Source organism: Bacillus infantis NRRL B-14911 (assembly GCF_000473245.1).
GTDB classification, from domain to species: domain Bacteria; phylum Bacillota; class Bacilli; order Bacillales; family Cytobacillaceae; genus Bacillus_AB; species Bacillus_AB infantis.
In genome coordinates this window covers 2,006,077-2,025,093 of record NC_022524.1, presented here as the reverse complement: position 1 = coordinate 2,025,093, position 19,017 = coordinate 2,006,077, and the positions used below count along the sequence as shown (strand labels likewise).

Below are 19,017 nucleotides of genomic sequence, written 5' to 3'. Positions count from 1 at the left end.
GATTTCATTTTAAATCAAACAATATTTGACCGACCAGTCAAACCTCAGGAGGAATGCATTATGCTTGAATGGATACTAAAGAGATCCAAAATCTTTATCATTTTGTTCTTATTATTTATTATCGTTGGCGTCTTCACTTTCCTTCAGCTTCCGCAAAGGGAAATTCCCGAGACTTCCATCAATATCGGAACGGTCAGCACCGTCTATCCTGGAGCAACGGTCGATAGTGTGGAAAGAAATATTACCAACCCGATAGAAACAAAGCTGCAGTCCATTGAGGGAATCGAGGAACTAAGCTCATCCTCAAGCGCAGGCTTTTCTTCTATTATCGTAACGGTTGCCGACGGAGAAGACAAAAAAGAAGTGTTCGGCAATGTGCGCCAGGCTATCTCTGACCTTACAGCTTCTTTCCCGGAAGAAGCCTTTGAACCGGAAGTCAGTGAAGCAAATGTCAAGATGCCAATTGTATCTTACCATTTGACGGGCAGCGACAGTGAAAGCCTTTTTGCTCTTCTGGACGAACTTTCACGCTGGAAAGAAGAGGTTGAATCTGTACCTGGGATTTCGGGCGCTGTAATCAAAGGCCTGCCTGACGAGAAAATTTCTATTGAGCTGGATCCTGAGCTGCTGAAGGAGAAAGGCATTATTCTGCCGGATGTAATCAGCAGCATCAATGATGAATTCTATCCTGCACCATTAGGAAAGCAGGAAATGGATCAGGAAATCGTGCAGCTTACATTAGAGCATTACGGCTCTGTTGAGGATATGGAAAAATTATTTGTCGGCAAATCGCCGCAGGGTGAATCCGTTTTGCTTGGCGACATCGGAAAAGCTGAAGTCGTGCAGCAGGAAACGGAGGATATTGTCACTATTGATGGAAAGCCTTCTATATCTTTTACTGCCTTTGTCGAAGCAGGACAGGATATCCCCTCCGTTGACGAATCAGTCAGCAGCCTGGTCGAAGATTTGGGAAAAGGACTGCCTGACGATATTGACCTTCAGCCATATTATTCACAGGCAGATCAGGTATCCGATATTTTTGACGGCCTCTATTTGTCTCTTGCCATATCAGTTGCGGCAGTCATCCTGACTACGGCTCTTGGACTGACCGCCTCAGGGGCATTCGTCGTTGCACTCGCTGTCCCGATTTCCGTATTGATGGGGCTGATCCCCCTTCCGTTCGCCGATGTCGACTTGAACCAGATTTCCGTCATCGGGGCGATCATCGCGCTAGGTATCCTTGTTGATGACAGTATCGTCGTCAATGATAATATCCAAAGGCGCTATAAAATGGGTGAAGGGGCGATGCTTGGCGCAATCAATGGCACAAAGGAGATTTGGTTTTCCATCGTCACATCATCGCTTGCGATTGTTTTCACCTTCCTTCCACTCGTCTTTCTTTCCGGGGGGAACGGGGCTTTCATACGAGCTTTGCCGACCGTTTTAATAACGACCATTTTGGCATCAACACTCGTCGCATTGATATTCGTGCCAATGATGCGCTTTATGCTTTACCGGAAAACGAGCAAAAAAGTTTCTGACGCTCCCGGGCTGCTCGGAAGGCCGCTCAATCTAATGGCAGATATTTATGCAGACAAAATCCTTAAGCCATTTTCCAAAAGGCCGAAGCTTGTCGGTTTTCTTGGCTTAATTTTTACAACGGCGATCTTTGGGCTCGCTGTACTGACTCCCTTTGAGTTCTTCCCAGCCGCCGACCGTGAAGAGGTGACGATTGACGTTACACTCCCAATCGGTGTGACCCTCGAGGATACAGCCGGGCAGCTTAGGGACATTGAAGAAATGCTGCTGACTGACCCTGGCGTCAAGGAAACAAGTGTATTTGCCGGAACCGGCCTGCCTAACCTTTTCAACAGCTCCCTGCAGGCAACCGGAGAGAATACGGGGCAGATCGTCGCAAGGGTTGACCGCAAGAACCAGACTGCCCAGGGGCTTATTGACGACTGGTCATCTGTTCTGAGGGAAAAATATCCAGATGCTGAAATATTCATGGAAACCATCCAGCAGGGCCCTCCTGCAGGCGCCCCTGTCACAGTCACGGTAAAGGGGCCTGAAATAGAAAGGCTCCTTGAGCTCAGGGATACACTGTCCGGGAAAATAGAAGACGCTGGGGCAGACTTTGTAGTCGACAATATCGGAACTCCAGAGCCGGCTGTAAAATATGTCCCTGACCGTGCCAAATTAGAAGAATACGGCATTACCATCAATCAGATCAGCGAACAGATCAGCCTTGCAACTGAAGGCATTCCGCTGCAGGCATTTGATAATGGTGTATCTAAGCGCGATATGAATATCATACTTGGGGACCCTGAAGAACCCCTGAACCTTGAAGAACTCGAGATTCCGGCTGCCGGCAGCACACAGGCCGGGCCGCCGGAACTTGTTCCTGTCTCAGAGCTTGTGGATGAGGAAAGGACTGAAGAAATTCAGCGCATCCCCCACCAGGATGGAGACCGGGCGATCACTATAAGGGCCTTCCCTAAAGAGGAGGAAGGCTTCAAGGAGAATGTCCAGAAAATCGTAGAGGAAGAGCGGGAAGCTTTGGACAGCAATGATTACAGCATCCAATTAGGCGGAGAGAACCAGGCGCAAAATGACTTCTTTGCCGAAATCACCGTTCTGTTCATCATTGTCATCTTCCTGGTGTATCTGCTGATCGCCTTCCAATTCAATTCACTGGGCCTTCCGTTCCTGGTTCTGACAGCCGTTTACCTGGCAATTGCCGGCAGCATCCTCGGCCTGTTCGTTACACAGACGCCGATCTCTTTCCTCGCTGTCATGGGAATGGTTTCACTGACGGGAATCGTTGTCCGCAACTCTGTCGTCCTAATCGAATTTATGGAACAGGGCCTGCGTGAAGGAATGGCCATTAAGGATGCTGTAGTGGAAGCCGGCCGTGTGAGACTGAGGCCGATCCTTCTGACTGCTTTAACATCCATCGTGGCGCTGATACCAGTCGCAGTCAGCGGAGATGCCCTCTTTACACCGCTGGCCATAACGATCATTTCAGGGATACTGTTCTCAGTTATCCTTACTGTCATCATCGTGCCGATGCTTTATCTTGGATTTAAGAAAGTGCCGGCTGAGAGCAAGTAGAATGGGAAAAACATCCTGCGGTGTGCTGCAGGATGTTTTTTTTGATGTGGGGAGGATTATTTGGTTGGAATTGATGGAATTTGGCTTTTTAAATATATGTGGGGATTTGTACGTGGATCTTGCTTTGATTTGGATTCTTTCTATGCATGATTTGGATTTCCTTACGGTATTGGTGCATTGATTTTGTTTTATTCTATGCGTGGCTTGGCTCTTTTCAGGGGACTCATGCATTGATTGTGCCCTATTCTATGCATGACGCAGCTTTTCTCACGGGTATCATGCATTGATTACTCTCTGTTCTATACATGACTCTGCCCGGTCTAATGCACACATGCATCAATTACCCTCTATTCTATGCATGTGTCGGCTCTCTCCATTGCACTCATGCATCGAATACTCTCTATTCTATACATGACTCGGCTCTTTCCCCTTACACTCGTTCATCAATTACACTTTTCTATATAAAACAACACCCTTGCCCTTCCTGCTCCAATCATCAAACATCCCAACGCAAACCAAACAGGGCAGGAGTCCAATTCCTGCCCTGTTCATTTTATCCGTTTAAAAAGTGGAATTCAGTCCTGCTTCCCTGCTGGGTTGCGGTGACTTCAAGCCTGACATCGATGCGCTCCTTCAGTTCAGGCACATGGGAGATGATGCCCACAAGCCTTCCTGTGCTCTGGATGTCGATCAGTGCTTCTATGGCCTGGTCAAGTGATTCGGGATCAAGCGTCCCGAACCCTTCGTCGATGAACATCGTTTCAAGCGAGACACCGCCTGCATATTGCTGGACAACTTCTGCCAGACCCAGCGCAAGCGACAATGCCGCCTTAAAGCTCTCCCCGCCAGACAGTGTCTTTACATGGCGCTCCTGGCCTGTGTACTGGTCAAAAATGAGCAGTTCAAGTCCGCTTTGAACATTTCCTTTGGAACGGTCCGTCTTCCTTAGAAGCCGGTATCTGCCGCTCGTCATCTTGCCCAGCCTGCCATTTGCTTCACGAAGGATATCATCAAGGAAAGCTGCAAGCACATAGCGCTCAAATGTAATCCTGAATGTATTCTGTCCCTTGGAAATCTCAAACAGATGGCCAAGGAGATGATACTGCTCCTCAAGCAGTTTGATGTCTTCGTTGATTTCTGTGACCTTTTTGTGGATTTCCCCATTTTCCCGCTTTTTCACGAGCAGGCCGGTATACTGCTCCTGCAGTGCAGCCAGCAGCTTGTCCACTTCCCCGAATTGCTCCTTCAGGGCCTGGATATCAGGCTCCTTAACATCCTTCAGCAATTCTGTAAGCTCATGGTACCTGTCGGCAGCGGAGCGGAGTTCTTCCCGATAGCTTCTGAGCTCTGCCTGCAGGCCCTCAAGCTCCCTTTCATTCCTTTTGGCATGATGATAGTCCTGGTATACAGTAAAGCCCTGCCCGACCATCCTGTCACGGAACAGCTCCCGCTCGGCGGAAAGCTTATCGCCGGTCTGCTTCAGCTGGTTTTCCGCAACCTCAAGGCGAGTCTTCTCATTAGAATGCTTTTCCCTTGTATCGGTATAGGCAGCCTGTGCCTCTTCCAGCCTCTGAGTAAGTTTTTGCTGATGCTGTTGGGCCGCCTGCAGCTCTTCCTCATATGCCTGCCGGGAGCGGAGGTTTTCAGGAACAGTTTCCATCATTCTGGAAAGCACTGTATTTTTCTCCGCAAAAAGAATGCCTGCTTCCTGATTGTCCGCTGCGGCCTGGCGAAGCTCATCAGCTTGCCTGCTTTTCTCACTTTCAGCTCTTTTGATTTCCTGCTCAAGCCTGTCAGCCTGAGCCGCTTTCCTGCGGAACCCTGCAAGCTCACTTTCCATCCTGCTACTTTCCGAGAGGAGCTCCTGTTTATAGGACGTGATGCTATCCTCTGAAAGCCCCGGTTTTTGTTCTGCCACTCTGGCAGCAAGTTCAGCAATCGACTCTTTCAGGCTGGTGGCTGCCGACTGGATTTCATAATAGCGTGACTCTGCCTTCGAGCGGTCTTCCTCGCAAGAGAGCTGCTGCTTCTTTGCTGCCTCAATATCCTTTTCATCGGGAAAATCCGGGCCGCCGGATACGGCAGGCAATGGATGCTCCATGGATCCGCATACAGGGCATGCTTCTCCATCCTGAAGCTTGCCGGCAAGTATGGCCGCCTGGCCATGCAGCCATTTCTGCTCAAGCTCTGCCACCAGCTGCCTGGCATCTTCAGCGCGGGCCTGCTGCTTTTCCAGCAGCTGTTTTTGCTGTTCCAATTTTTCAAGAGAATCAGCCAGCTTCTGTTCCTGACTCTCATATTTATTGATATTTTCAAGAAGAGATTGGGAGCCTTCAAGCTTCCTCTCCATTTCCACGGATTGCAGGAGGCTTCCATCGGCCTCTTTTTTCTCAGCATTGAGCCTCTTTAATGTTTCCTCCCACTGCTTCTGGCCTGCTTCAAGATTCTCTATTGTTTGTCTCGAGGAATCGAGCCTCTTTTTCAGTATTTCAGCCTCTGATTTAGTTTTGGACAGGGCGAGGACATCTTCTTTCATCGCCTGCAGCCTTGAGACTGCTTCCGCTGACTCGTTTCTTTCAGCTTCCCTGTTCTTTTCATGCTGATATGCGGCTTCTTTTTGCTGGAGAAGCTGATATAATGCCTCCGTACTTTTCTCGAGCCGTTCAAATTCAGCTTTGCAAGAGTCCAAATCACTCTTCAGCTTATGGCACAGCTCTTCCTGCTGCTCAAGTATTGCCGCCTTTTGAGCGAGGATGATTTCCTGCTCTTTTGCTTCTGACCATTCCTTCCGGCTTTCCAGCTCTTCTTTTTTCGCCTTGAGCTCCTCTTTTTGAGCGAGTTGCTTCAGGACTGCTTCTGCCTCATAGATTTTCTGCTGGAGAGAATCCCTTTCCTCCTGCTTCTTACGGCCCTCATAGACAAGCTTATCCATTTCCCCGTTTAAAAGCTCGATCTCTTTTTCGAGCAGCCGGAGGATTCTGCTGTCATTCAGCGTATCTTCTTCCAGAGCTTCGATCAGGTCTTCCTGATAGGAGGCATGGATTCCATGCAGAAGATGGTTTCTCCTGTCAGCCTGCTTTTCGACACTCTTCCTCAGCTCTGTCGCTTCAGTCCTGAGCTTTTCTTCGATTTTTTTATAGATCTCCGTATGGAACAGCCTTTGGAGGATAACCTCTTTTTCTTTGCTGTCTGATGTGAGCAGCTTGCGGAATTCCCCCTGTGGAATCATCAGAATCTGCCGGAATTGGCTGCTGTCGATGAGCATGATCTCTTTTATCTTCTCATCCACATCCCTGACATTGGCAGCGAGCAGCACTTTCTCATTTTTTTCATCATACATATAAAGCTCGGCCCTGGCGCCGATAGTTGTAAAGCCTTCGCCCCGCTCCTTCTTTTTTTCCTGCTGTGGAGAACGTGTGATATAGTAGGTGCGGTCTCGGAGTGAGAATTGAAGCGACACCTCTGTCAGCAGATTATTTTCAGCGAATTGGCTTCTAAGCTCGGGGCCATTTCTGTCTTCCCCGCTTGCTTTTCCATAAATGGCATAGCTGATGCCGTCAAAGATCGTGGTTTTGCCCGCTCCGGTCTTGCCTGAGATCACGAACATGGTTTTGCTGCCGAGCGAGGAAAAATCAATCTCTTCGGTCCCTGCATAAGGCCCGAATGCCTGCATTGCCAGCTTCAAAGGCTTCATTTCAATCCCTCCTCCTTCAGCACAGACTGGATGATATCCGCCATCGCTGACTTTTTATCCTCTGTGAATTCAGCTTCTGTCATTTCTTTATAAAATTGCTCAAAAAGATCCAGTTCGGATTTTTTCTCTTCTTTCACAGCCTGGAAGGCTATTTTCCTTTTCAGGTCGGTCTGTTCGATTTTTCTGTCCAGATGGAGGACGTTCGGATATAACTGCCGCAGTTTGCCCATCGGATCAATGAGGCTGCCGTCATCCAGCAGGGTGATTTTCAGATAATCCAAATGATTCTGCCCTTCCGCAAACGATGGATCGAGAAGCTCCTCCAGATAGCCTTCCACCTCGCGCATATCCTGCTTGGGAGCAAGAGAATGTTCGCGGATGTCAAAAGAGCCATTATCATTCATCTCAATGATGGAAACTGACTTTTTCTGCTTAGCTTCAGAAAAAGAGTACTTCAGCAGTGAGCCGGCATACCTGACTGTATCATGCTTGATGGCGTCCGGGCTGTGAAGATGGCCGAGCGCCGTATAGGAGAAAGGCGCAAAAAGATCCGCAGTGACGCAGCCGGAACCGCCGACAGATAAAGTCCTTTCAGAATCGCTGGTTTGTCCTCCCAGCACGAAGGCATGGCCGACAAGCACATTCGGTTCATTAGGATTGATTGTTTCTTCCATTTTTCCGATAAGGCTCTTCATGGCATCCTGATGGGAGTGGATGGAATCGTCTCCCAATAGCTGCCTGACAGTACCGGGTTCTGCATAAGGGACCAGGTAGAAGTTAACGCCATTTATATGTACAGGACGAAAGCTGGCTTCAATATTGCCGTTCAGATAAAACTGGCTGTGCTGATACCACGAGCTGCCGAAAGACAGTCGTTCAGCACTGTCATGGTTCCCGGAAATCGCCACAATCGGCGTTTTAAGATCAATATTAAGCTTAAACAGGGTTTCGTCCAGCAGGCGTACAGCATCTGTCGGCGGGACAGAACGGTCATAAAGGTCGCCTGCTATAACAATGGCGTCCGGCTTTTCTTCCTCCACCAGTTTGACAAACTGCTGCAGCACCTCCCGCTGATCATCTGTCATATACACACCATGGACAAGCTTGCCCAGATGCCAGTCTGCCGTATGGATAAACTTCATGATTCTCCCCCTCTTTTAACCTTATTGCTTCTATTTCAGAATCCTATCATTATATCAAAAAGAGGATAGTGATGGTTTCTGAAAAAATAGGAAGCTTTCATCCAGAATGTTTGTTCTCTTATTTTAACAGAAAACGCACTTTCTCACTGAGGAAATTTTTCCAGAAAAGACTGAATTTACTTAGGCAGGTTTCAAATGGCTCATGATGGGTATATAGTAGTAGTAATATAAGACTAAAATGGAGGCAGAGAAAAAATGACAGAACAAATGATTTTTTTAAATGAATTGAAAGAGTTATTGAATGAATACTGCCGCTGCAATGTAAAGCCGGTCAAAAAGGCTATTTATAAAGATATCCTTCTGATCTGCAGGGCATTTGCCAATATGGATGAAGGCCGCGCCGCTTGAAGCCCCTGCTTTTTAAATAAAAAAACAGTCCAGCCGCGGAGGCTGAACTGCGATATATGGTATTTCTAATTATAGTTTAGTAACGTTAGCCGCTTGAGGTCCGCGAGCTCCTTCAACAACTTCGAAAGAAACTTCTTGGCCTTCTTCCAGGGATTTAAAACCTTCTGATTGGATAGCAGAATAGTGAACGAATACATCGTTTCCGTCTTCAGCTTCGATGAAACCAAAACCTTTTTCTGCATTAAACCATTTTACTTTACCGTTTTTCATAAGAAAAATCCTCCTAATGGCCAGCTTCAGCCATGTGTTAATTCACCATTTACAGCGCATATAGCTTTTACGAATCTTCACTTCTCCAAGCAAGTATTAACCTCTGGAACAAGCAGCTTTGCAAATCTATCACGGTGCAGAACGGCTGATTTAAATGTAGCATTATTCCAATTTACTGTCAAGGATTGGCACCTGTTTCATTATAGGCCGGAAGCACTGTCATGCCTGGCTTTTTCCTTTAAACTGCCGGGCAGATTCTGTATGGATTGCACCACTGAATCCAGCTTCGCCTCAATCCGGTGAAGCAGATACAAAGTGACAACAATCGGGAATCCTACATCGCTGATTAATGGAATTAATTGGTCCATACTATTCCTCCTCCTAAGGATTTTGGTCTCTTCTTCAAAGAGTTCTAATAAAGAAAGAGGCCGGCCCATGACGGCACCGGCCCTGCTTCTATTACACTAGTTCATAGTCAGTTACATTGCGGTCAATTACTCTGGCTCCTTTGACAGAAACCAGCTTTCCGCTGGGCCCTGCAAAAATGTCAGCTGCGATCAGCTCTTCCATTGCCTGCTTCACGGCGGCCGTATCGATTGGTTCTTTTGGTGAATCTACTGTCAGGGATGCGGTTTTGCCGTTTTCAGTGAGAAATTGGATTTCCAGTGTTTTAGCCATCATCTCACCTCCTTTCCCGATTCATTTTTATTAGGCGATTACATCAAAGGTGTCGTTTCTTTGAACAGAGTTGACAGGATGTTCGCTTAGAGATCCGAACGCCTGGGCTGCCTGGTGAAGCTGGTCAGCGGTAGCTGAGTTTTTTACATTGGACAATGTCTTGGACTTGTAAATCGGATCGCCTTTTTCGTTCATTCCTGTTTCGAAGTAGATTCGAAGGCTGGTAGCTGCTGCAACTGTTTGTGCCATCGTGCATCACCTCCTTTCACCTTCTATATATAGATTTGCCGGCGAAAAGGACATGGGTGATGATAAATTTTTCAAAAAGGGTTATCTGGGATGTGTGTGAAAGAGAGTTTCAAGGGGCAGGCGTAATGGCGGGGTAAGCCGTCGAAGAAAATGAATTTGTCTGCGAATCTAAAAAAATATAAGCTATGAGGGAACGCTATCGAATTCTAGAAGCCCTGCTGATTGGAGTGGAAGGCACGTAGACTCCTGCGGGATTGCAGCGGCAGAGCTGAGACCCCGCAGGAGGTACGACGAGGAGGCTCAGCGCCGCCCCGCGGAAAGCGAAGTGCCTGGAACGCAAATCAGCAGCCCCCTTTAATAAATATAACTATTACTTCAATGTATTGAAGCTGCTGTAGGTTGATCAAGCACTGATCATTATCCATAGGACTTACAATTTAAAAATTTCAAAACAAAAAAAGCCGGGAAACCGGCTTTTCAGGCAAATCTCGATTTTCTCAGCCTAGAATCCAAAACGAAATTGCCGAATGGGATAAAAGCTACAGCCAATGCACTTGCGACCCATATAAAGGACCAGCGGACCTTAAAGGTCACATAGGCGATGATGAACAGGTATGTAACAAACAAAAATCCATGCAGGGAACCTACTACAGTAACCGCCTCCGGAAATCCGGCAAAATACTTCAAAGGCATCGCGATGAACAGCAGGACCAGCAGCGAGCCTCCCTCAAGAAACCCCATGATGCGAAAGCGTCCTATCGGTGTGTTCATGGTCAATCCTCCCCTTTCCAATCAAGGTCAAAGCCCTTTCATTGCTATCATATAGGCTTGCTTACAAAAAATCCAGTGGCTCTTGAACCACTCCTGTTATTCTATGCTTTTCACCAGTTCGGAGCTTAAATGCCTGGCAAACACGCCTAGATGAGCAGGCTCTGATATATCATGATGAAACAGGGGAATATGGATATTCTTCATAGCAGAGAACACCTTGCTGATCTCATTAAGATGCTGATTTTCATTTTCTCTTCTCATCTTCATGAAACGGCCGTCTGCTTCTTCCGGTATCACTTTATTGACTATGACTGCCTCCGTATGAAGTCCATGGCCAGCCAGGACCCTAACCGCTTTTTCTGTTTCGAGGATCGGGAGACGCTCGGCATTCAGGACGAACAGGCAGGCTGCAGACTGGCTGTCCAAGAGGATTTCCCGCACTTTGGCAAACTTATTTTTGCGGCTGAGAAGCTTTTCGTATATGGGATCCTCAACTGGTTCCCCGTCATTCATCCATTGGGCGAAGTTATCGTTATTTTTCTTTCTTCTTTGAAGCAGCCCGTCTATCCAGGCACTCATCAGCTCAGGAAGTGTCAGCAGCCGGATTGTATGTCCTGTCGGGGCAGTATCAAACACAATGGTATCGTAGGCGGCCATTTCATCAAGCAGCAGGGAAGTGATCCGGTCGAATACGGCCGCTTCATCGGCGCCTGGAGAAGATGCGGCCAAATCGATCTGGCGGTATACCTCTTCAGCCATAGACGCTTTGACCAAGCCTTTGAGATTGCCTTTTACCTCTTCAATATATCTTTTAGCTTCTCTCTCAGAATTAATTTCAAGAATATCGAGGTTCTGGCTGACATTCATGATACCCTGACCCGGCTTAAGATGGAACAGGTCCCCAGTATTATGGGCAGGATCCGTTGAAACGAGAAGAACTTTTTTTCCTTTTTCTGAAAGCAGCAGGGCAAGCGCCGCAGAACAGGTGCTTTTCCCTACTCCCCCTTTTCCTCCGACAAAATAAACCTTTTTATCCAGTATCAGTTTCATAGCCTCCTTTTCAGCAGCAGCGGATTCCGTCAAGCGGAGACTTTTCCATCCCCATCCGGAGATGCCACTCATGGAATTTCTCGATGATATGCGGATAAAGCTCCAGCGTGTAATAAAAAGCTGGATTGGGCAGCCCTGCCATTTCCGAGAAGCATAAAAGAATGAATAAATCCTCTTCATCCCTGAGCTCCCTCACAATTTCGGCCCGATGCGGGAGCCTTAGCACCTCATCATAAAAAGCAGCAGCCTTTTTCAGCTGTGACAGCAAGTCCATCACTTTCGCCTCCTCTCAGTCAGAAAAAGCAATGGCCGGCAATGCCGGCCAGGCTTTAGAAATGATGGGTTGTGTCTGCTGGCGGGGCATCCCTCCTGAAAGCTGCAAATGCTTCCAGGATGATCCAGAAAACAAACACAAGTATCAGCCCTCCCAAAATAAACAGAAGCATATTGGCGTCTGCTGTACCTAATCCTGACCAGTCAAATACAACCTGCTTGATCATCGCCCACAGAGTCATAATGAATACAAAAACCATCGGTATAAAAGTAACGAGGAAATTCCTGCCCTGGCGCTTCAGCCAGATGCTGATCAGCAAAAGGCTGACTCCTGCCAGAAGCTGATTGCTTGTTCCGAAGAGCGGCCATAGCAGATACCCGCCAGAACCAAATCCATTCGGACCCTTAGGAAGCAGCACCAGCGCTGCACTTGCAACAACAGCTGCCGATGTGGCGACATGGGCTTTTGTGAGCGGCTTGAAATTGTATTCTTCGCCTATTTCCGCAATGATATAGCGCATCAGCCGGACTGATGTATCAAGCGTTGTCGCAGCAAAACTGACGACAATGACAGAAACAATCGTCTTTGCAATATCAGCAGGGATCCAGACGCCGGTTGCCAGCTGGGCCGCTCCATTGATGAATGACCCGAGCCCTCCTGAGCTTGCAGCGGCAAAGCTGCTGTAAGCAGCCGTGAAGTCACCCTGTGAGGCGAATAAGGTAATGACAGCGATGATGGAGATTAAGGCAAGTGCCCCTTCCCCTACTGCCCCAAGGTAGCCTACAAACCTGGCATCCGTTTCTTTATCAAGCTGCTTGGAAGAAGTACCGGAGGAAACTAGCCCGTGAAAGCCTGAAATCGCACCGCAGGCAATCGTGATGAATAATAGCGGCAGCCAGGAAGGGTCCGCAGCGCTCGCATTAACAGCAGGTGCTGTCACCTTCGGCTGCAGGAATACAAGTCCCGCATACATGATGACAAGGCCGACGACAAGCTGATGGGAGTTGATATAGTCCCGAGGCTGCAGCAGCTTCCATACCGGGAGAATCGAAGCGATATAGCAATACACCATTAAAATGACGATCCAGATAAAAAATGACATGGCAACGCCGTCAAGGCCAAAAAGGACCTCAGCTTCCGCTCCGCCAAAGTATTTCGGCAAATCGATCTGCAGGGCAGGCACCATGCTCGCAAGTACGGCGGTTCCGTACATGACAACGAGGGCAATGATGGAGGGAATAAGCATTTCTTTTTTCCGCTTGTATACGGCATACCCGATCCAGATGGCGAGGGGTATTTCGATGAACACTGGCAGGACGCTCGCAGGAAACTGGATGAAAAGGTTTGAAATAACCCAGGCAAATACAGCATTCACCATAAGGACTAAAATTAAGATAATGAATAAGAACATCATTTTTGCTCTTTTGCCTATCAATTTGCTTGTGATGGTTCCAATTGACTGCCCTTTATTCCGGACAGAGAGTACGAGTGTGCCGAAATCGTGGATTCCTGCTGCAAAAACAGTCCCGAGAATGACCCACAAAAAGGCAGGCAGCCACCCCCAATATACTGCAATAGCTGGTCCCACAATCGGGGCAGCCCCTGCAACTGATGTAAAATGATGGCCCCAAAGGACAAATTTATTGGTGGGCACAAAGTCAACCCCATCCTGGTATTGATGAGCAGGAGTGACATAGTTGGGATCAAGTCTGTAAATCTTTTCTGCCACCCATTTTGAGTAATACCTGTAGCCTGCCGCAAAAACAAGCATGCCGATAACAGCCAGCCAAATCGAATTCAATTCTATAACCTCCTTTTATCACCTGGTATCAATTACATCATAATGAAAGCGCCTTCTTATAGTCAATATATTCCGAATATTTTTATAGATTCACTCATTATTGATGCTTACGGCATACGGCAATAAAACAGGCAAAAAATCACAGCAGGCATAGGATGTACCATTAGCAGCATATCTTACCGGCATTCGCATACCATGAAGGAGGTGGCTATTTTGGACTTGCTTCAATTTCTGAACCAGAAATATATCATGCTTGTGCCGGCGCTATGGGTCATTGGATTGGCTTTGAAGCACACACCCTGGGTTCCTGACTGGACCATCATCTGGATTCTTTTGCTGCTGTCAGTCGGCTTTGGGGCGTTTGCCTTTGGCTTTTCCATCAACGGGATCCTGAACGGCGTTATTGCTGCAGGGGTCGCTGTGCTTGGACATCAAATGTACAAGCAGTCATTTCTCGGCAAACCTGCAAACAGGAAAAAAGACAAGCATAAAGACTAAGGGGAGGCTTGCTGTTTTTTAGATATGATCAGTGAATACCGGAGACATGCTGCTCTTTTGATTTCAAAAAAAACACCATAAAAGCATTCAGCTTTCATGGTGCCCGTCTATAAAGACGGCAGCTCAGCACCTGCAGCAGCAGATACTGAAATATACGGAGGAGATCTTCCCTAACAATATATTTCAATCCTTCGGAAAAAGTGTGGACAAATCATCTCAACGTTTTCATCAATTTTCGGTTGTTATTCAGCAAAACGGCTTATAATTAGAGAAATGGGGGTAAAAATGGAAGAGCACCGTAGAGACATAAGAGGTGATGCTATGGAATGGAGAGGTTTATTCATCAATAACCCGGACAGGCAGATAGAAATATCCATATACCCTGCAGGGAACACGAAAGATGGAGAGGAAGGGTATGTTGCCATGGCCAGGGAACAGATCCGGCAAATTACCGTCCAGGAGTTTTCAAATTGCCGGCTGAAGGCTGTAAGGATGGCATTATCCCTTCTTGAAGATGAAATCCTATTGCATTTAAAATACGACCAGGACAATACTCCGCAATAATCAGGCAAGAAGAAGGGAAACAGGCTGCAGCGCTCTGATTCCCGCTTTTTGTTTTCAGTCCTCTTCCCCGTCTGTTTCCTTCAGCTCCAGGTGGAATTCCCCGACAGCATCTTCCTCGTACAGATTCGTTAAAGAGGTATAATATTTATCGATCATTCCCCGAAACTCCAATGCATCCTCAGGCACCGATACATCAAAATACAGATCATATAACAGGGTAGTGATATCATGATATTCCTGATGGCTCACTTTGAAGTCAAAAGAGAGATGAATGGCCTGCTCCCCTTTTTCAGCCACTGTTTCCTCTTTATAGTTGTATACATCAATCCGGTTCCCATTCAGGATTACCTGCTTGGCCATGAACGAATTCCTCCTTTTTCTTATTCATCTTGAAACGGACAAGATTGGCTTATTTTATGTAAGAATTCTTGGTTAAATGAATCGTACACCTTTATTTACAGGAATTCAAACAACTTGATTTCCTAAAAAAAAAGAGCTCCAAAGGGGAAGCTCTTTCTCATTCGTCTTCTTCTGGCGTATTCATATGTTCTTCTTCATCTATCAGGTAAGTCCAGTCGCTTTTTATCATATTGTCCCAAAGTTTTTCAATGATTTTCATGGATGAATCCCTCTCTTCGGTGAATTGTTACTACATAATTACCCGATTTTCGGAAGAGATAACATCCAATTTATAGAAATAATTAAGTTCTCTTCTTAATGACATCTGCATACTGCTTGGAGGTCCGGACCTCAACGGTCAGCTGTCCGTTTGCCATGACAGTTTTCAGCAGGAACGGGGCCCCGGCTTTATTCTGAAATCGGAAATCCTTGCCGCCGTAGGAAACAGTGGCATCCCTGCCGACGGGCACATAACCGACCGTAACAGAATGATGGTGCTTCTCTACATAGTCTACCCCCACCTGATCGACTGCATTAAAGAGGGTTGACGAAGTCTGGCAGATTCCGCCGCCTATGCCCATGACCAGCTTTCCATTGATAGCCTCCTGAGCCGGCTGATAGCCATGTGCCTCATCGCTTGGCCCTACTGTTGTGTTAAAGGAGAAATAATCGTCGACGCCCACAATCACATTTTGAATTGCCTGGGCAGACAACTCGATATTCTTAGTCCTTCCTGCTACAGAACTATTAAACTTGGTTGTATAAGAGGCAACCACCACTTCGCTTAAATGGGCAGCGTCCTCCGGCTTATAGCCGCTTTCGGAAACGATGAGCGGCAGTTCAACATTTCCCCCCTCAGCAGAAGCCTCAATCACCTTTGCGGTCAGCTCCGCTTCCTCGAGGATCGTCCTTGGATTCCCTTTTACAATCCCACCGTTCGCATCGATCCGGTCAGGGAACATCCTTTTGTCATAGCCGGGACTTGCATCTGTCCCTCTTGCCAGGCCCTTCGCCCATTGGCTGATTTGCTGCTTATACTTTTCCAGATCATTTTCATAGCCCATTTCCTCGGGTTTAAACGTCTTAATGATTGCTTTCGTGTTCGGATCTATCACCTGGACCACTACCGGTTCTTTTGCTTCTTCAGCCAGTTTTTCCTGTTCCTGCTTTTCTTTCTCCTTCTGAAGCTGGCTTTCGGGTTCATTCACTTTTTCCTTTAGGTTCTCCTCTTTGGATGCCTGGTCCGCACACCCGCCCAAAACTGCCAAACTGCCAATCAACAAAGCTGCCATCCATCTTCTGCTTTTTGTCATGAGTCCCCCAACCCTGTTTTTTATTTCCAAAAACCACAAACTTCTATCCTAAAAACAGCTTCCGCTTATCATCTTATTCTTCAATATTGAAGGTATTCCCGGTGAAGCTAGGAACTATCTACTATTTTACAATAAAATGGATTCTTTATAAAGAATTAGGGGAGTTGGGAATGAAAGGAAGCAGTTTGGCTGAACGAAAAACACTCCCCGGAGGAAGTGACCATTTTTACCTTAAGAGTCCTTTTCCAATGCTTCTGCTGCTGAATTTCATTCTTAAATAGTCAGCACATCCTTCAATATCCGGTTCTTTTGTTCCTTCCATGAGAACCTGGATATACGGCTTTCGATCTTTAAGCAGCTTTGAGATCAGGCTATAGTTTAACAGGCCCTGTCCTGCCGGAACGATCTTCACCTGGTCCTCTTCGACAACGAAGTCTTTTGCATGGAAAATGGCGATTTTTTCCCCAAGAAGTTCAATAGCTTCTGCTAAAAGCTCATCCTGCCTATGATAGTTTTCAACCGTAATGAGGTTAGCGGGATCAAATATGACCTGGACATTATTTGAATCTACAAGGTCCAAGAGGCGTTTGAGCCTATCAGCTGAGTGGACTGGATGATTCACCCCTGCTTCTACACCGACAATTACACCGAATCTTTCAGCTTCAAGGGCGAGCTCGGCAACACTTTCCACTGCGTCTAAAAAGGGCTTTTCCTCAAAATTTCTTTCACTATAGCCCATTTCAGGAAGAACACTTCCAGTCTCGGTACCGACGATGCTGCAGCCAAAATCCCTTGCATACCGGATATGCTCTTTAAATTTCTCCAGTCCTTTTCGCCTCTCTGACAGGTCTGGGTGAATGAGATTAACATAACAGCCAAGTACAGCAATTTGGACGCCGGCATCTCCGAATGTCTTTCCGATGTAACGGGAAAGACCCGGCGAAAGGGTTCCCGGTGATGGATAAAGAGCAGGAAGGGATTTTCCCAGAGCAAGCTGAATACATGAAAACCCCTTGCGGCCAATTTCTTCTGCCAGCTCTTCCAATGAATCTTTTTCAATATCGTGGGCTCTGATTCCAAGGTTCATCTTAGTCTCCTCCTAATAAGAAAGCCGCACTCTTGTACGGCTTCTTTCATATATTCTCTTATCGTACGAGCCAGCCTCCATCCACCGCTAAAAGATGTCCGTTCATATAGCTGGAAGCGTCACTTGCCAGGAACACAACGGCCCCCATCAGGTCGGCAGCCTGCCCCCATTTCCCTGCAGGAATCCGTGAAAGAATTTCTGCATTCCTCTTTTCATCAGACCTGATTGCAGCTGTATTATCTGTCGCAATATAGCCAGGTGCAATCGCGTTTACCTGGATATTGGATTCTGCCAGCTCATTTGCAAACGCCTTTGTCAGACCTGCCACTGCATGCTTGCTTGCCGTATAGGAAGGGACGAATTTTCCTCCCTGGAAAGACAGCATGCTCGCAATATTAATGATTTTCCCGGATTTCTGTTCAGCCATTACTTTTGCTGCCTCCTGGCTGAGCAGATAAAGTGAATTCAAATTAACTTCCAATACAGCATCCCAGTCTTCTTCTTTATACTCAAGAAGCGGGGCACGGCGGATCGTACCTGCATTATTGACAAGGATATCAATTTTTCCGTATTCATTCAGACAGGCGTCTACTGCTTCTTTAATCTTTGTTCGATTGCTAAGGTCTGCCTGGAAGAATACCGCCTTCTGCCCTGTTTCTTCTATTAATTTTTCAGTTTCCTGCCAATCGCCGCTTCTGGAAATGACAAACAGGTCGGCCCCTGCCTTGGCAAGCGCTGCCGCATATGCCTGGCCAAGGCCTTTGTTTCCGCCTGTTACGATTGCAGTCTTGCCGGCAAGGCTGAACATATCCATTGAAAAAGAACTTAGTGCCTCTGTCATACGAAATCCTCCGTTTCTATCAGTCTCTTATCGCAATTCTTCCATTTTGACATGGTCCATATCGGTATAAGTGATATTCTCTCCGCACATTCCCCAGATGAAGGTATAATTGCTTGTTGCCGTGCCGGTATGGATGGACCAGCTCGGGGAGATGGCAGCCTGTTCGTTCTTCATAACAAGATGCCTTGTTTCATCAGGCCTTCCCATGAAGTGGAACACACGGGTATCTTCCTCCATATCGAAATAGAGATATACCTCCATTCTCCGCTCATGGGTATGGCACGGCATCGTATTCCAGACGCTTCCCGCAGACAGCATCGTTAAGCCCATCTGCAGCTGGCAGCTCTCACAGACATTTGGATGGACATACTGATAGATTTTCCGCTCATTCAAGGTGCCCGGCCCACCCATTTCCAGCGGCTTGATTTCATTGATATCAATTTTGACCGTCGGATACTGGTGATGGGCAGGGGTGGAGTTGATATAGAATTTGGCTGGCTGTGCGGCATTTTTGGAACGGAAAAGCACTTCCCTGGTCCCTTTTCCAACATATAATCCGTCCCTGGCCCGCATATCATATTCTGTGCCATCAAGGATGACCGTGCCGTCCCCGCCAATATTGATGATGCCGAGCTCACGCCGCTCCAGGAAATAATCGACGCCCAATTCCTTGTCAAGCTTGATGGTCAGTTCATTCTCGGAAGGTGTAACACCGCCAAAGATCATCCGGTCATTATGTGTATATGTCAGGCGGACCTGCCCTGATTCAAACAGTGTTTCCACCAGGAACTCTCTTCTTAAATCATCGGTCGTATACTTTTTCATATCCTCGGGATGAATCGCATAGCGTGTTTCCATTGTGCA

At 47.1% G+C, this 19,017-nt stretch carries 19 protein-coding genes; 4 read left to right on the top strand and 15 right to left on the bottom strand.

The window, feature by feature from the left end; genetic code table 11:
- The first annotated feature begins 60 nt into the window (after positions 1–60).
- Positions 61–3,114, top strand: a complete 3,054-nt coding sequence (locus tag N288_RS10170; RefSeq protein WP_009791064.1) for an efflux RND transporter permease subunit — start codon at positions 61–63, stop codon at positions 3,112–3,114.
- Positions 3,115–3,667: 553 nt separating this feature from the next.
- On the opposite strand, the gene N288_RS10160 is transcribed toward N288_RS10170, so the two are convergent.
- Both N288_RS10160 and N288_RS10155 read right to left on the bottom strand, forming a co-directional pair.
- Positions 3,668–6,808: an SbcC/MukB-like Walker B domain-containing protein gene (locus N288_RS10160; protein WP_009791062.1), complete on the bottom strand. Its 3,141-nt coding sequence runs from the start codon at positions 6,806–6,808 to the stop codon at positions 3,668–3,670.
- The gene (locus tag N288_RS10155) at positions 6,805–7,950 is read right to left on the bottom strand and encodes an exonuclease SbcCD subunit D (protein WP_009791061.1); all 1,146 of its coding nucleotides are present in this window, start codon (positions 7,948–7,950) and stop codon (positions 6,805–6,807) included. The genes N288_RS10160 and N288_RS10155 overlap by 4 nt, the downstream gene beginning before the upstream one ends.
- Positions 7,951–8,205: 255 nt before the next feature.
- On the opposite strand from N288_RS10155, the gene N288_RS25105 reads away from it, so the two are divergent.
- Positions 8,206–8,358 carry a hypothetical protein gene (locus N288_RS25105; protein WP_009791060.1) on the top strand — a complete coding sequence of 51 codons (153 nt, stop codon included), beginning with the start codon at positions 8,206–8,208 and terminating at the stop codon, positions 8,356–8,358.
- Positions 8,359–8,427: 69 nt separating this feature from the next.
- Here N288_RS25105 and N288_RS10150 read toward each other — a convergent pair whose 3' ends face one another.
- From N288_RS10150 to N288_RS10115, 8 genes are all read right to left on the bottom strand, one after another.
- Complete coding sequence (locus tag N288_RS10150; RefSeq protein ID WP_009791059.1) at positions 8,428–8,628, bottom strand: cold-shock protein; 201 nt, start codon at positions 8,626–8,628, stop codon at positions 8,428–8,430.
- A gap of 200 nt (positions 8,629–8,828) precedes the next feature.
- Positions 8,829–8,996 carry a YvrJ family protein gene (locus N288_RS10145; protein ID WP_022543781.1) on the bottom strand — a complete coding sequence of 56 codons (168 nt, stop codon included), beginning with the start codon at positions 8,994–8,996 and terminating at the stop codon, positions 8,829–8,831.
- A gap of 91 nt (positions 8,997–9,087) precedes the next feature.
- On the bottom strand, positions 9,088–9,306 hold the full coding sequence (locus tag N288_RS10140; RefSeq protein ID WP_022543780.1) for a DUF2922 domain-containing protein: 219 nt from the start codon (positions 9,304–9,306) through the stop codon (positions 9,088–9,090).
- Between the two features lie 30 nt (positions 9,307–9,336).
- Complete coding sequence (locus N288_RS10135) at positions 9,337–9,555, bottom strand: DUF1659 domain-containing protein (RefSeq protein ID WP_009791056.1); 219 nt, start codon at positions 9,553–9,555, stop codon at positions 9,337–9,339.
- 477 nt (positions 9,556–10,032) lie between these two features.
- Complete coding sequence (locus N288_RS10130) at positions 10,033–10,326, bottom strand: DUF3817 domain-containing protein (protein WP_022543779.1); 294 nt, start codon at positions 10,324–10,326, stop codon at positions 10,033–10,035.
- Positions 10,327–10,422: 96 nt separating this feature from the next.
- Complete coding sequence (locus tag N288_RS10125) at positions 10,423–11,376, bottom strand: ArsA family ATPase (protein WP_022543778.1); 954 nt, start codon at positions 11,374–11,376, stop codon at positions 10,423–10,425.
- Positions 11,377–11,386: 10 nt separating this feature from the next.
- The gene (locus tag N288_RS10120; RefSeq protein ID WP_009791053.1) at positions 11,387–11,650 is read right to left on the bottom strand and encodes a cory-CC-star protein; all 264 of its coding nucleotides are present in this window, start codon (positions 11,648–11,650) and stop codon (positions 11,387–11,389) included.
- Between the two features lie 55 nt (positions 11,651–11,705).
- A complete protein-coding gene (locus N288_RS10115) occupies positions 11,706–13,451 on the bottom strand; it encodes a carbon starvation CstA family protein (protein WP_009791052.1) in 1,746 nt (581 codons plus the stop codon).
- A gap of 204 nt (positions 13,452–13,655) precedes the next feature.
- Here N288_RS10115 and N288_RS10110 point away from each other — a divergent pair, with 204 nt between their 5' ends.
- The gene (locus N288_RS10110) at positions 13,656–13,949 is read left to right on the top strand and encodes a phage holin family protein (protein ID WP_371931605.1); all 294 of its coding nucleotides are present in this window, start codon (positions 13,656–13,658) and stop codon (positions 13,947–13,949) included.
- Positions 13,950–14,270: 321 nt separating this feature from the next.
- The gene (locus tag N288_RS10105; protein WP_022543776.1) at positions 14,271–14,513 is read left to right on the top strand and encodes a hypothetical protein; all 243 of its coding nucleotides are present in this window, start codon (positions 14,271–14,273) and stop codon (positions 14,511–14,513) included.
- A 54-nt stretch (positions 14,514–14,567) separates the two neighbouring features.
- Here N288_RS10105 and N288_RS10100 read toward each other — a convergent pair whose 3' ends face one another.
- From N288_RS10100 to kduI, 5 genes are all read right to left on the bottom strand, one after another.
- The gene (locus tag N288_RS10100; protein WP_009791047.1) at positions 14,568–14,873 is read right to left on the bottom strand and encodes a YkvR family protein; all 306 of its coding nucleotides are present in this window, start codon (positions 14,871–14,873) and stop codon (positions 14,568–14,570) included.
- 341 nt (positions 14,874–15,214) lie between these two features.
- Positions 15,215–16,225: a VanW family protein gene (locus N288_RS10095; RefSeq protein ID WP_022543775.1), complete on the bottom strand. Its 1,011-nt coding sequence runs from the start codon at positions 16,223–16,225 to the stop codon at positions 15,215–15,217.
- Positions 16,226–16,451: 226 nt separating this feature from the next.
- On the bottom strand, positions 16,452–17,312 hold the full coding sequence (locus N288_RS10090; protein WP_009791044.1) for a sugar phosphate isomerase/epimerase family protein: 861 nt from the start codon (positions 17,310–17,312) through the stop codon (positions 16,452–16,454).
- A gap of 58 nt (positions 17,313–17,370) precedes the next feature.
- On the bottom strand, positions 17,371–18,153 hold the full coding sequence (gene kduD, locus N288_RS10085; RefSeq protein ID WP_022543774.1) for a 2-dehydro-3-deoxy-D-gluconate 5-dehydrogenase KduD: 783 nt from the start codon (positions 18,151–18,153) through the stop codon (positions 17,371–17,373).
- Positions 18,154–18,180: 27 nt separating this feature from the next.
- The gene (gene kduI, locus N288_RS10080) at positions 18,181–19,011 is read right to left on the bottom strand and encodes a 5-dehydro-4-deoxy-D-glucuronate isomerase (protein ID WP_009791042.1); all 831 of its coding nucleotides are present in this window, start codon (positions 19,009–19,011) and stop codon (positions 18,181–18,183) included.
- Positions 19,012–19,017: the final 6 nt, after the last annotated feature.

What these genes read in the sequence shown, in the direction of transcription:
- N288_RS10170 (WP_009791064.1), top strand. Translation starts at nt 61, where the DNA reads ATGCTTGAATGGATACTAAAGAGATCCAAAATCTTTATCATTTTGTTC.
- N288_RS10160 (WP_009791062.1), bottom strand. Translation starts at nt 6,808, where the DNA reads ATGAAGCCTTTGAAGCTGGCAATGCAGGCATTCGGGCCTTATGCAGGG.
- N288_RS10155 (WP_009791061.1), bottom strand. Translation starts at nt 7,950, where the DNA reads ATGAAGTTTATCCATACGGCAGACTGGCATCTGGGCAAGCTTGTCCAT.
- N288_RS25105 (WP_009791060.1), top strand. Translation starts at nt 8,206, where the DNA reads ATGACAGAACAAATGATTTTTTTAAATGAATTGAAAGAGTTATTGAAT.
- N288_RS10150 (WP_009791059.1), bottom strand. Translation starts at nt 8,628, where the DNA reads ATGAAAAACGGTAAAGTAAAATGGTTTAATGCAGAAAAAGGTTTTGGT.
- N288_RS10145 (WP_022543781.1), bottom strand. Translation starts at nt 8,996, where the DNA reads ATGGACCAATTAATTCCATTAATCAGCGATGTAGGATTCCCGATTGTT.
- N288_RS10140 (WP_022543780.1), bottom strand. Translation starts at nt 9,306, where the DNA reads ATGGCTAAAACACTGGAAATCCAATTTCTCACTGAAAACGGCAAAACC.
- N288_RS10135 (WP_009791056.1), bottom strand. Translation starts at nt 9,555, where the DNA reads ATGGCACAAACAGTTGCAGCAGCTACCAGCCTTCGAATCTACTTCGAA.
- N288_RS10130 (WP_022543779.1), bottom strand. Translation starts at nt 10,326, where the DNA reads ATGAACACACCGATAGGACGCTTTCGCATCATGGGGTTTCTTGAGGGA.
- N288_RS10125 (WP_022543778.1), bottom strand. Translation starts at nt 11,376, where the DNA reads ATGAAACTGATACTGGATAAAAAGGTTTATTTTGTCGGAGGAAAAGGG.
- N288_RS10120 (WP_009791053.1), bottom strand. Translation starts at nt 11,650, where the DNA reads ATGGACTTGCTGTCACAGCTGAAAAAGGCTGCTGCTTTTTATGATGAG.
- N288_RS10105 (WP_022543776.1), top strand. Translation starts at nt 14,271, where the DNA reads ATGGAATGGAGAGGTTTATTCATCAATAACCCGGACAGGCAGATAGAA.
- N288_RS10100 (WP_009791047.1), bottom strand. Translation starts at nt 14,873, where the DNA reads ATGGCCAAGCAGGTAATCCTGAATGGGAACCGGATTGATGTATACAAC.
- N288_RS10095 (WP_022543775.1), bottom strand. Translation starts at nt 16,225, where the DNA reads ATGACAAAAAGCAGAAGATGGATGGCAGCTTTGTTGATTGGCAGTTTG.
- N288_RS10090 (WP_009791044.1), bottom strand. Translation starts at nt 17,312, where the DNA reads ATGAACCTTGGAATCAGAGCCCACGATATTGAAAAAGATTCATTGGAA.
- kduD (WP_022543774.1), bottom strand. Translation starts at nt 18,153, where the DNA reads ATGACAGAGGCACTAAGTTCTTTTTCAATGGATATGTTCAGCCTTGCC.
- kduI (WP_009791042.1), bottom strand. Translation starts at nt 19,011, where the DNA reads ATGGAAACACGCTATGCGATTCATCCCGAGGATATGAAAAAGTATACG.